Annotated in this window: 9 protein-coding genes; 5 read left to right on the top strand and 4 right to left on the bottom strand. The window is 52.3% G+C overall.

All coding sequences use genetic code 11. The annotated features are described in order from the left end of the window. The first annotated feature begins 198 nt into the window (after positions 1-198). The 3 genes from AC5JLP_RS34170 (at position 199) to AC5JLP_RS34160 (ending at position 3,729) form a co-directional block, all read left to right on the top strand. Positions 199-567, top strand: coding sequence for a hypothetical protein (locus AC5JLP_RS34170; protein ID WP_496072339.1), 369 nt, complete (start codon positions 199-201; stop codon positions 565-567). 395 nt (positions 568-962) lie between these two features. Then, on the top strand, positions 963-2,048 hold the full coding sequence (locus tag AC5JLP_RS34165) for a BMP family protein (protein ID WP_496072338.1): 1,086 nt from the start codon (positions 963-965) through the stop codon (positions 2,046-2,048). A gap of 76 nt (positions 2,049-2,124) precedes the next feature. Next, entirely contained in the window at positions 2,125-3,729 is a 1,605-nt protein-coding gene (locus tag AC5JLP_RS34160) for an ABC transporter ATP-binding protein (RefSeq protein WP_496072337.1), read from the top strand. Positions 3,730-3,746: 17 nt separating this feature from the next. On the opposite strand, the gene AC5JLP_RS34155 is transcribed toward AC5JLP_RS34160, so the two are convergent. The 4 genes from AC5JLP_RS34155 to eno form a co-directional block, all read right to left on the bottom strand. After that, positions 3,747-4,469 carry an SDR family oxidoreductase gene (locus AC5JLP_RS34155; protein WP_496072336.1) on the bottom strand — a complete coding sequence of 241 codons (723 nt, stop codon included), beginning with the start codon at positions 4,467-4,469 and terminating at the stop codon, positions 3,747-3,749. After that, positions 4,466-5,128, bottom strand: coding sequence for a glutathione S-transferase family protein (locus AC5JLP_RS34150; RefSeq protein WP_496072335.1), 663 nt, complete (start codon positions 5,126-5,128; stop codon positions 4,466-4,468). The genes AC5JLP_RS34155 and AC5JLP_RS34150 overlap by 4 nt, the downstream gene beginning before the upstream one ends. Before the next feature lie 528 nt (positions 5,129-5,656). Further along, entirely contained in the window at positions 5,657-6,232 is a 576-nt protein-coding gene (locus AC5JLP_RS34145) for a TetR/AcrR family transcriptional regulator (protein WP_496072334.1), read from the bottom strand. A 219-nt stretch (positions 6,233-6,451) separates the two neighbouring features. After that, on the bottom strand, positions 6,452-7,726 hold the full coding sequence (gene eno / locus AC5JLP_RS34140; RefSeq protein ID WP_496072333.1) for a phosphopyruvate hydratase: 1,275 nt from the start codon (positions 7,724-7,726) through the stop codon (positions 6,452-6,454). Positions 7,727-8,591: 865 nt separating this feature from the next. Between eno and AC5JLP_RS34135 the strand changes: the two genes are divergently transcribed. Next, positions 8,592-12,608 carry an EAL domain-containing protein gene (locus tag AC5JLP_RS34135; RefSeq protein WP_496072332.1) on the top strand — a complete coding sequence of 1,339 codons (4,017 nt, stop codon included), beginning with the start codon at positions 8,592-8,594 and terminating at the stop codon, positions 12,606-12,608. Positions 12,609-12,854: 246 nt separating this feature from the next. Next, complete coding sequence (pruA, locus tag AC5JLP_RS34130; RefSeq protein WP_496072331.1) at positions 12,855-15,923, top strand: L-glutamate gamma-semialdehyde dehydrogenase; 3,069 nt, start codon at positions 12,855-12,857, stop codon at positions 15,921-15,923. Positions 15,924-15,933 lie beyond the last annotated feature (10 nt).

The following is a 15,933-nucleotide window of genomic DNA, read 5'->3' as shown; positions in this document are numbered from 1 at the left end:
CGAAATAGACATCATTTATAAGGTGTATCGAATCTTACAGTTACTAACCCCTTTCCAAAGGGAGAGGTTCAGCGAACAGTTTTTCTGATTGATGTCTTTCCCTGGAGGAACAGCGAGATCTGCCCAAAGGTGATCAAGTGATGACGATCGCTTTGCTAGGGTATCCATATTAGTCAAAGCGTTCTAATAGGAGTCTTTATGTCTGAAGTTGCCAATAATATCGACACGGCTGAGAATTACGATGCTCAGCAAATGGTTGAAGAGATTGAAACGACTGATCGCAAAGCCCCTGATGCCAATGTGGATGCTGACTACGAAGCGTCAAAACAGTTTAGTGTGAGCAACATTGATCGCACGGAAGAGGGGGCTAATGCTGCCGAGGCGGCGACTGCTCCTAAATTTGAGGTTCCCATTACAGAAGAAGCTACGCTGCCAGCCGATGCGACGGGTAATCCTGACGATTACAAGCAAATAGCAGCCGATGCGAATCCAAACTCACAGGCGACCAGCAATGTGAATGATGACCTGGTGCAAAAGGCGTTAGAAAAAGGCAACGCTGGTAAATAATTCTTTTTCTGTTTACTTGGTTAGTCGAGTTTAGCTAAGGGGCTGGCGATCGTCAGCCCCTTTTTTGGCATAAGGTAACGGCTTGTTTGAGCGCTAAATCGGCGCTTCAGCCATGCTTTTTAGGTCTAGAGCAAGTAAATGTGCTTGAAGATACAGTTTGCTCCTACAGAAGCCGTTTAATGACTGCTTAGAGCACGATCGCATAACGTGAAATTCGCGCAGTGTCGAGTTCGGGCAACGTTGATCGTAGACGGTGAACGTTAGACCATCAGCGCGTTCACTGCTCGACTAAAAGCAATGCCTGACTGAAAGCAAGGTTCTGCTTCAAAACGTACTGCTCCAATCCCGTTCTAACCGCTGCTGTTTAAAGCCCGTCTACAAGGAAGAGAGAAAGCATGGCCGGATTCAATCGTCGTCAGTTTCTGGTGTATGGTTCAGCCGCACTGGGCAGTAGCCTCTTGTTTAACGCCTGTGCCAATAGCCCGACCACTAGCAGCAGTCCTGCGTCATCCGCTGCGTCTCCCTCTGTATCTTCCAGTGCGGCAGGCTCAAAGACTGGGTTCAAAGCGGCAATGGTGCTACCAGGCATTATCACCGACAAAGCCTGGAACCAGGCAGGGTATACCGGGTTAGAAGAAATCAAGTCTAAACTCGGTGCCGAAACCGCTTATGTCGAGAAGGTTGGTCAGGCAGACCAGGCCGAAGCGCTGTCTGACTTTGCTCGACGTGGATTCAACCTGGTATATGCCCACGGAGGGCAGTTTGACGCGGCGGCCAAGCAGGTGGCTACCCAGTTTCCTAAAACGTTCTTTGTCGTGGTCAACGGGTCTGCCACTGCCCCTAATGTGGCCTCTCTGCGGCTGGATAATTTGCAGGTGAGCTATCTGTGTGGCATTCTCGCTGCCTCTGTAAGCAAGTCGGGCAAACTAGCCTATATTGCTGGGCAAGAATTTTTGGCGACACAAGAAGAGCTACGCGGCTTTACGCTGGGTGCCAAATCAGTCAAACCGAGTGTTGAGGTGAAACATACGTTTACAGGCGACTGGAACGATGCGGCAAAAGCCAAAGAAGCCGTCGATGCCCTTGTCTCTGCGGGCGCTGATGTGGTCTATCCCTGGCTCGATAATGCCGCTCCCACTGCACTAAAAACGGCAGAAGAAAAAGGAGCCTACACGATCGGCAATACGGTTGATCAGTATGACATCACGCCAAAATCCATTCTGACTAGTGCGGTGAAGCGAATCGATCTGGCGATCGGTAAACTCGCTGACCTGTCATCCAAAAATGAACTCAAAGGGCAACTCTATTCTTTAGGGCTAGAGGAACCCGAAATTCTGTATCTCGGTAAATACGGCAGTGCGGTACCTAAAGCACTTCAAGATAAGGTGAAAACAACTGAAGACGCCATTCTGGCTAAAAAAATTACCTTTGAAAGCTGCTCTGAAGGAGGCAAAGAAACTCGCTGCGTCAAAGGGGCGTGAGGAGAGAGAAAGGAGTTGTTGGTTGTCAGTTGTTGGTTTTTAGCAAGAGGCAGAAGGCCGCATAAAGGAGGCAACCATGCACCTAACCCCTACACCCCACACTCCCTACCTCCGCCTTGACGGTATCACCAAGCGCTTTGGCAACTTTACCGCCAATGATCAGATTAATTTAGAGATCCAGACGGGGGGCATTCATGCACTGCTGGGTGAAAACGGTGCGGGCAAAACGACTCTGATGAATATTCTGAGTGGGCTGTACCGTCCCGATGCGGGGCAGATCTATCTCAACGGGCAGCCTGTGGAGATCACATCACCCAATGTGGCGATTCAGCAGGGCATTGGCATGATCCATCAGCACTTTATGCTGGTGCCCCAACTGTCGGTCGTTGAGAATATCGTGCTGGGGACTGAAACCACGCTACGCCTGAACTTGCGGCAAAAGGCTCACGAAATTGCCGCGATGTCAGAAGGCTACGGGTTGGCGATCGACCCCTATGCCAGAGTCGGCGACTTACCTGTTGGCACACAGCAACGCGTCGAAATTTTGAAAGCACTGTACCGTCAGGCAAAACTGCTGATTTTAGATGAACCAACGGCGGTACTGACACCCCCAGAAGTCAACACGTTTTTTGAGGTTTTGCGTCAACTAGCCGCCAAAAATCACACGATTATCTTTATTAGCCACAAGCTAGAGGAAGTTCTGAGACTGTGTGATGCCGTGACGGTACTGCGGCGTGGAAAGGTCGTGGGCACAACCACAACGAAAGGCTCGACCCGTCAAGCGCTAGCACGGCTCATGGTCGGTCGAGAGGTTTTGTTTCAAGTCGATAAGCGATCGGGTGATGCCACCCAGCAGGAGACCATCGATCGGGCCCTGCCCGATCGTGTGGTCTTAGAACTTCGAAACCTTCATGTGAATGACGATCGTCAGCTAGCTGCATTGAAGGGCATTTCTTTGCAGCTCCACGCTGGAGAAATTTTGGGTGTGGCGGGTGTAGATGGCAACGGGCAGCGAGAACTGGCAGATGCGATCGCGGGACTCCGCTCGGCCTCGCAAGGCAGCATCACGCTCAATGGCATCAACATTACCCAATGGACAGCGCAACAGCGGGTCAAGCAGCTTAAACTTGGCTACATTCCCGAAGATCGCCAAAAAATGGGATTGGTTATGCGCTTTAGCATCGCCCGCAACCTGATTCTCAAAGCTTTTCAACGGTTGCCCTTTTGCCGCCACTGGTTGCTTCAGCGATCAGCGATCGCCACTAATGCGAATGAAGCCATTCAAGCCTTTGATATTCGAGCCACCAGCGGCGACCTTCAGGTGCATCAATTGTCGGGCGGCAACCAACAAAAAGTGGTGCTGGCTCGTGAACTAGCAGGCGAACCCGCGTTAATTATTGCCATGCAGCCCACGCGTGGTCTAGATGTCGGCGCAACGGAATATGTGCAAAAAGCCCTGCTGGCAGAGCGATCGCGCGGGGCCGCTATCCTCTACATTTCTACGGAATTGGAAGAAGTAATGACCATGAGCGATCGCATCGCCATCCTTTATGAAGGCCAATTTCTGGCAATTTTAGACGCTGAAACCGCAACAGTGGCAGAGATTGGACTTTTGATGGCGGGCGATCGACCAGCGGTACAGCCAACGAGCTTAACGACCACCAGTGAGGGTGATAGTTGAGCTGCTCGTAACAGGCATCAGACGAGGCGATGCCCACTATCCACGTGGAGTACCTCTCCGGTGACAGTGGCGCTGTTCATGAGAAAAATCACAGCTTGAGCAACCTCTGTAGCCAGGGAAAGGCGCTTCACTGGAACCTGAGTTGCCACCCCGCTAAATACCGTCTGCTTCTCTGCACCCAGAATGTTATCCCACATGGGCGTATCCGTCCAGCCTGGAGAGACCGCATTGACTCGAAGGGGAGCTAATTCAAGCGCCAGTGCACGTGCTAGCTGTTCGGCCGCCGCCGTAGCAACCGCCGTAGCCCAGGCTCCTGCGACGGGTCGATCGGTCGATAGCCCGCCTGTAAAGGTCAGCGAACCTGTCCCATTCATTTTAGGCACTGCCGCACGCACGACATGCACTGACCCCCAAAGACGGGTATCGATCGCTCGACGAAAGTCAGCCATGCTTCCTTCCAAGACATTACCGCCCACAAAGCCGCCTGCTGCCACATAGACATGGTGGATAGTAGGCAAGTCTGCAAAGGCCGCATGAATCGCCGCTTCGTCGGCAAAATCAGCGATCGCAAGGCGCACACCACCCAATTGCGTTGCCACCTGCTTTAGTTTTGTTGCCTCACGGCTGATAAGGGTCACATCAGCTCCCAACTGTTTGGCAAGGGTGCCTGTAGCCAGCCCAATACCGCTACTTCCGCCCACAATCACTACGTGCTGATTGTTTAAGGGGTGCAAGCTCATGCTTCAACGCCTCCCATGCTCTTGCCCTGCAACAGGCCAGCCAAACTTTGTTGGAAGCTTTCTCGCTGGCTCAATTGGCTGAGCCACGTAGCCGTTTTGGGCCTTGAGCGGATGAGCGTCGCCCCTTCTTGCGTCATGTTGACGTAGTACACCATCGCGCCTGTAAGAATGTCTGCCAAACTCAAGCGATCGCCCACCAGAAACGTATCGACCAGTTCGCGCTCCAGGACATCCAGTGGTAGTGCGATCGCAGCTACCGCAGCTTCCACAACCGCCTCATCGGGTTGGTTGCCCAGGATGGGAGACATCACCCGTTGCAGAAACAGTTGCATCACCCCCACTGGATACAAATAGTGAGCCGCAATCCCAAACCACTTGTGCATGTGTGCTCGCGCTTTGGGATGTGCAGGTTGCAAAGAAGCACCGTCAAAAGCTTCGTCAATGTAGCTCAAGATAGCAGGGGTTTCATAGAGAACAAACTGCTCCTGCTGCAAGACAGGCATTTTCCGAAAAGGATTGAGTTTGGTGTAGGCATCTGTGGTGAGATAGTCAAACCCAATCTCATTGAAGTGGTAAGCCACTCCTTTCTCAAACAAGGCAATGCGCGCCGATCGCACATACGGGCTAACGGGGAAACCATGCAAAATCAGTTCGCTCATAAGTGTCGTGGGAAATAAATGTTACTTGAATGCGTATTCAATTTTAACGTACATTCAAAATAGCTGCGAAATAATTCATCTGTCAAGCCTAGGCGGGACACAATAACGATTCAACTCATCGCTCCAAAAGGATCGGTTCAAGAGCATGTCATACCGCTTCAATAGTGTTTGTGCCAGATGTTCTAAGCCAGAAATCAGGAGTCAGAAGTTAGAAGTCAGGAGGCATAGTAATTACGGCTTCTGGCTTTCCAAGCCTGCTGCTGTTGCCTTTGCAAATCAAACTGGTATGAGCAAAGCCTTGCTTTATGTCTTCAGCTACAGGGAATCGGGATGACCAAGCTGAAATCTGCGACAGTTTTGCTTCTGATACCGATTTAAAGAATGACGGCTACAGATCAATCAGTGGGTAGGGGCAAGGCAATGCCTTGTCCCTACAGGATGTGTTGCATTTTCAATTCAAATTGGTATGATTCTTGAATAATCTTTCAAATCCGCAAGAGGCTGGCATCGAAAGCAAGCTCAGTTCGGTCAAGCTTTAAGCAGCGCGATCGCCCCTTTGGCAATGCTATGCAGCGTTTGACTATCACGGCGCATTCGTGCCACTGCCAGCATGCCGACGACCGTACCCAACAGCGCTTTTGCTGTCACATCCACATCATAGTTTTTTGGCAAAGACCCATCTAGTCTAGCCTGATGCAGGTTTTGGCGGAAAAATGACTCGATTTCATCCAGCCGATCTTCAATGATAGCGATCGTGCTGGGCGAGTGTGCTTCTCGTTCCATTGCCGTATTGATAATCAGGCATCCTTTCTGTTTTGGGTCTTTTGCCATCGCGTCAGCCAGGTACTCAAACCACTGTTGAATACAATCCAATGGCGGACAGTTGCGAGGCATAAAGGCGCGAAAAAAGTCTTGAGTATACTTACGAAGCGCTTGCTGAAACAGCTTCTCTTTATCACCAAAGGCACTGTATAAGCTTCCAGGCTGCACACCCGTAGCTTGAACCACATCTTTCATTGATGTGTTTGTATAACCGCGCTGCCAGAACAGGTTCATGGCGATCGCTAAGATGTCGTCCGTATCAAACTCTCTTTGACGAACCAAGGCACTAGACTCGGAATTTGGTGATTTACCTGAAGTCCCAGTATACGTTTTTTTGAATGACTATACAAGAATGTCGCTTTGAACGATGACCAAACGGCTCAAATCAACGGATAGCAAAAGTGGTGGCTTTGAGGGTGATGGCTTTTGATACAGCCCCATGCCCCCGCTGATTTGAACCTGTTTGGCTATGCCTAACCTGAACGGTACATCTTTGAGCCGTTACTTAAAGGCCGACTTGCCCGCAAAGCGAGCCGATTTGCCCAATTGCCGTTCAATTCTCAACAACTGGTTGAACTTGGCGACCCGTTCACCGCGACAACCAGACCCCGTTTTGATTTGTCCGGCGCTGGTGGCTACGGCGAGGTCGGCGATCGTGGTGTCTTCCGATTCCCCAGAGCGATGGGAGACGAAATACTTGTAGTTGTTTTTGCCAGCTAACTCGATCGTGTCCAGGGTTTCGGTCAGCGTGCCGATCTGGTTCACTTTGATCAAGACAGAGTTAGCCACACCTGCTTCAATGCCCTCGGCCAGAATTTTAGTGTTAGTGCAAAAGAGGTCATCGCCAACAAGTTCTACCGTGTCACCGATCGTCTCGGTTAACAGCTTCCAGCCCTGCCAATCGTTTTCGCCCATACCGTCTTCAAGTGAGACGATCGGGTATTGCCGTGCCCAGGAAGCCCACAGATCCACCATTTCTTCAGACGTTTTGGTGGATTGATCTGATTTGAAGAACACATACTTACCGTCTTTCCACATTTCGCTGGTAGCGGGGTCAAGACAGATGGAAATGTCATCACCGGGTTTGTAGCCTGCTTTCTCGATCGCTTCTAAAATGACTTCAACCGCTTCGACATTGGACTTGAGGTTTGGCGCAAAGCCGCCTTCATCGCCCACTCCGGTACTCAAGCCTTTTTTGTTGAGAATCGACTTGAGGGCATGGAAGGTTTCCATCCCCATGCGAATGGCTTCGGTAAAGGACGGTGCATTATGGGGCGCAACCATGAACTCCTGAAAGTCCACTGTATTATCTGCATGGCTACCACCGTTGATGACGTTCATGCAGGGTACTGGTAACAATGACGCATTAATGCCCCCCAGGTAGCGATAGAGCGGCAACTGCTGATAGTTGGCGGCGGCTCTGGCAACCGCTAGTGAAATCGCAAGGATCGCGTTAGCACCCATTGCAGCTTTGTTGGGCGTGCCGTCTAGCTCAATCATGGCAAGGTCGATCGCCCGTTGGTCGGTGACAGCCATGCCCACGAGTTCTGGTGCAAGCTTGTGGTTCGCATTTTCGACGGCCTGGAGTACGCCTTTACCGCTATAGCGTTTGGGGTCACCATCGCGCAGTTCGACCGCTTCTTTTTCACCTGTAGAGGCACCAGAAGGCACGATCGCCGATCCTTCTGTGCCATCCTCAAGTACCACGCGTGCCTCGACAGTCGGATTGCCCCGTGAGTCCAGCACTTCGCTGGCAATAATTTCCTCGATGTACATGCTAACTACTCCTTTCGAGTGGGTTGAGAGGGGGTGAAGGACAGCGCATATTGCCCGTGCCGCGTATTGCCTAGACATCGTACTGTACGATGCGCATCTGTAGGGGTACCACAGGCAACAGTTACCGCCAACGCCCAGCGAAAGCCCGTCATGATACCGCTTTAACGAGTGTTTGTGACGAATGTCAGGAGTCAGGAGAAGTACGTATTCTGACTTGATTGACTAACGGGTAAGTAGTTGGACGTCAACCTATTGGCTACCTCCATCCTCAAACGCTCATGCTAGAGAGCCAGGAAGCAAGATGTATGAACAGAAGGCGTTTGAAAGATTTAGTTTTGTGTCGCTTGTTGCTAAAATCGGCATTCGTCTCAAGCTAACGTTAGAGATTAGACTGTATACAAGGAGCTTTCTACCGTATGGCTTCAGGGTGCCAAAATCATAGTGCTAAGGTTAGGGTGCTAAGAAGTTTCACAAGCATCCTTTCATGAACAGGCAAGTGGTGTAACAATGATTACTCCCAATGTTCAGAAGGGCTATGAAGATTAGCTGACATCAAGCGTTGCCGCAGCAACGAGCGGGCGTTGTTTATCTTGCCTCTGGGTTTCGTAGTCAATCAGAAGTCATGCTCATGCTATTGATTTAGACGATCCTTAGATTCAATCCAGTTTTGCTGGCAAATTCTGCATAGACTGTGAAAAACGGGTTTGGTTGTTCACTTAGAGTTATACGCCCCAACAGATGAGGTAACATATATTACTACGTTCCCTGGTGATTCTGCTGAGTTTCTCCGCCTAAATGTTCGGACTTTTGTGAGTGCCCTGTCTGCAGTTAGCGCTATGGTTACGTTCAAGCTTTTACACTGCTGATGTCAACGTCTTCATCAAAGATTGAGCTCGGTAGCACGACTCTCAATACAACCGCTACAGCCATACAGATAGCGGCCTGTGAACGATCGCAAGCAGAAGCTTCCCTGCTGCAAGGAATTATGCACGCGATCGCGGGTGTACGGGAGTTTGAGCTGGCCCTAAGCCTTGTGATGCAGCACGTTTGCCAGAGTATGAACTGGATCTTTGCCGAAGCCTGGGTTCCCAACCAGGATAAAACCCGGCTTGAATGCAGCCCCATCTGGCATGGTAATCCAGACCATTTGCACCATTTTAGAGCGGTCAGTGAGCAAAGCAGTTTTGCTCCTGGTGAAGGTCTGCCGGGGCGGATCTGGCTCACCAAGCAAGCAGAATGGCTTTCTGACGTGAGCCACTCACCTGATCATGAGTTTTTGCGCGTGCGCGTGGCTCAGTCGGCTCAGCTTAAAGCAGCTCTGGCTGTGCCCGTGCTGACTCAGCGTGAGGTCATAGCCACGATCGTTTTTTTCCTGGATACTCCACGACCCGAAGATGAGGAAGCGGTGCGGCTTGTCTGTAGTGTGGCATCACAGTTAGGCAGCCTCATGCAGTACAAGCAAGCTGAGGCTGCACTAGGGCAAAATCAGCAACGCCTGTTTACGCTGATCAACTCGCTTCCGGGCATTGTCTTTACCGGAAGCAATGACCCAGAGTGGTCGATGCTGTATTTAAGCGAAGGGTGTCTGGCGATCACAGGCTATTGCAGCCAGGAACTGGCTGGCAATCAACGTCAGCTTGCTTACAACGACATTTGCCACCCAGATGATCTGTCGCTCGTGCTCAGCCGTATCGAACAGGCGATCGCCCAGCAGGAACCTTACGTGGTTGAATACCGCATTTACACAAAAACCGGGCAGGAAAAATGGCTGTGGGAGAAAGGCCACGGACTTTACGACTCAAGCGGCATCGTTCTGGGCATTGAAGGGTTTATTACCGACATCACCGAACTGAAGCAGGCCAATAAAGCGCTCCTCGAAACGGAAACCTTTCTGAGGCTGGTACTTGACAACCTCCCCCTTGCCATCTTTTGGAAAGACACCAACTCGGTGTATCAGGGCTGCAACAAACAGTTTGCTAACAATCTCAACTTGGGTGCAGTCACAACGGTTGTTGGCAAAACGGATTACGAGTTGCCCTACAGTAGCACCCTCGCAGCACGGTTTCAGCAGCAAGACCAGCAGGTGATCCGCTCTGGTATCCCCCTCTTCAACCTCACCGAGCAGAATACGATCGCCAACCGTCAGCCGAACTGGACTCAAATCAGTAAAATCCCCATCCACGACGCGAACGATCGTGCCATTGGGGTACTCGGCACCATCGAAGACATTACTGATCGCCTACAGGCAGAAGAAGTTATCCGCTTGCAGCTAGCTGCGATCGAAGCCTGTACCGAGGGCATTGCCGTACTCAACGCCAGCGGTGAATTTGTTTACTTGAACCAGGCGCACGCCCAGTTCTATGGCTACGACCAAGCTAGCGACTTGCTAGGCAAACACTGGCGGCTGCTCTGTGATCCGATCGAGGCACAGCGTTACGAGGCTGAGATCCTGCCCGTGTTACAGCAGCAGGGACGCTGGCAAGGAGAAGCCACCGCAACGCGACGAGATGGCAGTACGTTTGCAGAAGAAATTTCCCTGACGCTGTTGGAAGATCAAGGGTTGCTCTGTGTTTGCCGCGATGTCAGCGATCGCAAACGCAGTGAAGTCGATCGCAAACAGGCAGAAGCCGCACTCAAGCAGGCAGAAGAGAAGTACCGGAGCATCTTTGAAAACGCCGTTGCAGGCATCTTTCAAACCACGCCCGAAGGTCACTATCTCACCGCAAACTCAATGCTGGCAAAGATTTATGGCTACGACTCGCCCGCAGAATTAGTCGATACCCTGACGGATATTCGGCACCAGCTTTATGTCGATCCACAGCGGCGGGACGATTTTCGCTGCCTGCTTCAAGCGCAGGATGCTGTACTGGATTTTGAGTCGCAGGTGTATCGCAAAGATCGCCGTGTCATCTGGATTTCTGAGAATGCCCGGGCGTTGCGCGGCTCCAATGGCAGCCTCTTGGGGTACGAAGGCACCGTCGAAGACATTACCAAACGGAAGCAGGCAGAAACCGAACTGCTCAAACGCGATCGACTACTAGAAGGGGTGGCAATCGCCATGACCCATCTATTGACCGACACAAACTATGAAGCGGCGATCGCGAAAGTCCTGGAAACGTTGGGGCAATCTACAGGTGTCGATCGCGTCTACATTTACCAGAATGATCCCCATCCCGAAACGGCTGAGGTGTTGACAAGTATCCGCTACGAATGGGTGCGCGAGTCAATTCTACCCACCATTCACCAACCGTACTGGCAAGACCAGCCTTACAGTACGCCGGGGCTGCATGGTTGGTACGATGCACTGGCAAGCGGCCAATCCGTCGGCGGCGTGATTGACGATTTTGAGGAAGCAAAGCAGCAAGTGCTCCGCTTAGATCAAATTCTATCGGTGCTGCTGGTGCCGATTTTGGTTGATGAGCAATTTTGGGGCTTTATCGGCCTTGACAATTGCAAAACGCAACGCCGTTGGTCAAGCAATGAAGAGTCGATTCTAGTGGCAATGGCTGCCAGTATTGGTGGGGCACTCAAACGCCAGCAGGCAGAAGCCACTATCCGCTATCAGGCGTTTCACGATTTGCTGACAGGCTTACCCAACCGGATGCTCTTCAACGATCGTCTCCCGCTAGCCCTGGCAAATGCCCACCGCACAAATACCATGCTAGCAGTAATGTTCCTGGATCTGGATCGGTTCAAAACCATCAACGATACGCTAGGACACGCGATCGGTGATTTGCTTTTGCAAGCAGTAGCCGCTCGCCTCTCCGATTGCATGCGAGAAGGAGACACGATCGCCCGCTGGGGCGGAGACGAATTCACCCTGCTATTACCCCAGATTAGCAATGCAGAAGATGCAGCCAAAGCGGCTCAGCGCATTAGCGAAGCACTAAAACCTGCCTTTTATCTAGAAGCGCACGAACTTTACATCAGCACCAGCATTGGCATTGCCCTTTACCCTCACGACGGCGAAGATGCGCAGACGCTGCTCAAAAACGCCGATGCCGCGCTCTATCGCGTCAAAGAACAAGGGCGCAACGGCTACCAAATTTATACGCCTGCCATCAACTCTCAAGCATCCGAACTCCTCGCGCTGGAAAGCAGCCTCCACCACGCCTTAGAACGGCAGGAATTTGTGCTGCACTACCAGCCGCAAATCAACGTCATCACTGGAGAAATCACCGGGATGGAAGCTCTGCTTCGCTGGCAGCACCCGGAGTTAGGCTTAATCTCACCCAGCGTTTTCATTCCTCTTGCCGAGGAAAACGGGTTGATTATCGCCATTGGTGAATGGGTGCTACGCACGGCCTGTGCTCAAAATCAAACCTGGCAGATGGCTGGTTTAGCCCCACTTCGTATGGCAGTTAATCTTTCGGCGAGGCAATTTCAGCAGCCCCAGTTGGTAGAAACGATCGCCCAACTCCTAGCAGAGGCACACCTGACCCCAGACTCATTGGAACTAGAAATTACAGAAACGACCGCCATGCAGAATGTAGACTTCACGATCGCCATTTTGAAGTCGTTGCGATCAATAGGTGTCCACATTTCGATGGATGATTTTGGCACAGGCTACTCGTCGCTTGGCTATCTGAAGCGCTTTCCGCTCAATACCATTAAGCTTGATCAATCGTTTGTGCATGAATTGACCACCGATCCCAGTGATGCTGCGATCGCCGATGCCGTCATTGCCCTGGGACGCGGACTGGGCCTCAACGTGGTAGCTGAAGGAGTCGAAACCCAGGCACAAGTAGATTACCTGCAATCGCGCCACTGCGAGGAGATGCAAGGCTATTTGTTCAGTCACCCCATGCCAGCGACAGCAGCGACCCAATTCTTGCAGGCACATCAGCCCCAAATGCTGTTCACCGTCACAAAGGTTGAATAGCGTTGAAAAGTAACCGCTGAGGCGCGGAGAACACAGAGTTAGGATCTTGGCGACCTCTGTGTCTCTGCGGTAGATCATCCGTCATGCTGTCATGCAAGCGTCCGATCCTTGTGAGAGCCGCGCTTGACCAATGGCGATCGACGTTACAATAAATAGGTTCTACAGGCTGAATCCTCCCGCAGCTAGACCGTTTGCAGCATCCGGTCGCACGGATTGTTCGCCGACCTTTGATAGGAGCCCATTGCTGTGGTCGCACAAATTTCTACCGATCGCTACGAAGCTCAAACCCAGGCGATCGCCCGTCAGTTGCTCAGCGCTACCCGCGAGAACCGCTCCTTTTTTGCCCAAATGCGCGACCAGATGCGGTGGGATGACAAGCTGCTTGCCTGGACGATGGGCAACCCTGGCTTGCGGGTGCAGTTGTTTCGCTTCATTGACTGTCTGCCCTCACTCCGCAGCAAAGCTGAGATTGCCCGTCATCTCCAGGAGTATCTGGGCGACGAGACGGTAGAGCTACCCGCCGCGTTGAAAGGAATGCTCAACTTTGCTAACCCCGACTCTGTACCCGGTCAACTGGCTGCAACCACCATTTCCACGGCTGTAGAAACCCTGGCGCACAAGTACATTGCAGGTGAAAGCATTCAGCAAGTGCTGAAGACGATCGAGCGTCTACGTAAGGATAAAATGACCTTCACGGTGGATCTGTTAGGCGAAGCCGTCATCACCGAAGCCGAGGCACAATCCTATTTCGATCGCTACCTCGAACTCATGGCACAACTGACGAGTGCCGCTCAAAGCTGGTCAACCGTGCCCCAGATCGATCAAGCTGATGGTGAAACCTTACCCAAAGCGCAAGTGTCCGTCAAGCTCACAGCCTTTTATTCTCAGTTTGACCCGTTAGACGTGGAAGGCAGTCGCGATCGAGTGAGCCACTCCATTCGTCTCTTGCTACGTCGCGCCAAGGAATTGGGTGCCGCCGTCCACTTCGACATGGAGCAGTACGCCTATAAGGACTCGACGCTGGCTATTTTGAAGGCCCTGCTGCTGGAAGATGAGTTTCGTACCCGTACCGATGTCGGCGTGACGCTACAAGCCTACCTGCGCGACAGTGAACGTGACCTGACGGAACTCGTTGCTTGGGCAAAACAGCGCGGTACTCCACTAACAGTCCGTTTAGTCAAAGGGGCTTACTGGGATCAAGAAATCATCAAAGCCGCGCAAAAAGATTGGCAGCAGCCTGTTTTCAACGACAAAGCCTCGACAGACGCGAATTTTGAAACGATGACGCGCCTGCTGCTAGAGAACCACGAGCATCTCTACGCCGCGATCGGCAGCCATAATGTCCGCTCTCAAGCCTATGCAATGGCGATCGCCGAAACCCTGCAAATTCCACCCCGTCGCTTTGAGCTTCAGGTACTCTATGGCATGGCGGATAAGCTGGCAAAAGCGATCGTCGCTAAAGGCTACCGGGTGCGCGTTTACTGCCCCTATGGCGAACTCATTCCGGGTATGTCTTACCTGATTCGCCGTCTGTTGGAAAACACTGCCAATAGTTCGTTCTTGCGTCAAAATTTGGAAGAACGCCCGATCGAGGAATTATTAGCCGCTCCAGGGAGTCAGGAGTCAGGAGTCAGGAGTCAGGAGTCAGGAGGAGACGCGGAGACACGGGGACATGGGGACGCGGAGAATTTAACTCAAAACTCAAAACTCTCCCCCCCTACTCCCCACTCCCCACTCCCCACTCCCCATTTCCAAAATGCTCCCGATGCCGACTATGCCGATGCCGAACAGCGCGATCGCGCTGTGCAATCCATTCAATTCGTGCGACAGCGATTGGGTAAGACCTATCAGCCCCTCATCAATGGTGAGTACGTGGCAACCGAAACGCACATCAATTCGCTGAATCCCTCTAACTTTAGTGAAACAGTCGGACGGGTGGGACTGATCAGCGTTGAGCAAGCTGATCGCGCGATCGAGGCTGCTCAAGCGGCGTTTCTAAACTGGAAGCGCACTCCACCAACGGAACGAGCCGCCATCCTGCGTACTGCTGCTGATTTAATGACGCAGCGACGGGATGAACTCGCCGCCTGGATGGTCTTTGAAACGGGCAAGCCGTTGAATGAGGCGAATGGTGAAGTGTCGGAGGCGATCGACTTTTGCCGCTACTATGCCGACGAAATGGAGCGGCTCGACGCGGGCGTTGCCTACGATTTTCCGGGTGAGACCAACCGCTACCACTATCAGCCGTTGGGTATCGTCGTTGTCATTTCGCCCTGGAATTTTCCGCTGGCGATTCCCACGGGCATGACGGTTGCGGCATTGGTAGCAGGTAACTGTGTGTTGCTCAAGCCTGCCGAAACGTCGAGCGTGATCATCGCTAAACTCACCGAGATTCTCATTGAAGCAGGCATTCCCAGCGGCGTGTTTCAGTACGTGCCTGGTAAGGGTTCCACTGTGGGCGCGCATCTGGTCAAGCACCCCTACACCAACATGATTACGTTTACAGGTTCTCAGGAGGTTGGGTGTCGCATCTACGCCGATGCCGCGATTCTGCAACCGGGACAGAAGCACCTGAAGCGCGTGGTGGCAGAAATGGGCGGTAAGAACGCCATGATTGTGGATGAAAGTGCTGATCTGGATCAGGCTGTGCAGGGTGTGGTGCAGTCAGCCTTTGGCTACAGTGGTCAGAAGTGCTCTGCCTGCTCGCGTGTCATCGTGCTGGAGCCAATCTACAACCTGTTCTTGCAGCGTCTGGTGGAGGCAACCCGATCACTCAACCTGGGCCGCGCCGATCTTCCCAGTACACGAGTGGGGCCAGTGATTGATGCAGCCGCGCGCGATCGCATTCTGGAGTACATCGAAAAAGGTCGGCAGGAATGTGAACTCGCCCTGGAAATGTCCGCACCTGAAGGTGGCTATTTTGTGGGGCCAGTCATTTTTCATGATGTGTCTCCAACTGCGACGATCGCCCGTGAAGAAATCTTTGGCCCCGTGCTAGCCGTCATGCGCGCGCAGACCTTTGCGGACGCATTAGAGCTGGCTAATGGCACCCATTATGCTCTCACAGGTGGACTCTACTCCCGCACCCCATCGCACATTGAGCAGGCGCGCGCTGACTTTGAAGTGGGTAATTTGTACATCAATCGGGGCATTACCGGAGCGATCGTCGCACGTCAACCCTTCGGGGGCTTCAAGCTATCGGGTGTTGGTTCCAAGGCAGGTGGCCCCGATTACCTGCTGCAATTCCTGGAACCCCGCGTGGTAACTGAAAACATTCAGCGTCAGGGCTTCGCACCGATTGAAGGCGCAGATTAACGTTTAGATC

The organism is Stenomitos rutilans (assembly GCF_059505485.1).
The sequence above is the reverse complement of the archived record's forward strand: the minus strand, read 5'-3'. Positions and strand labels throughout refer to the sequence as shown.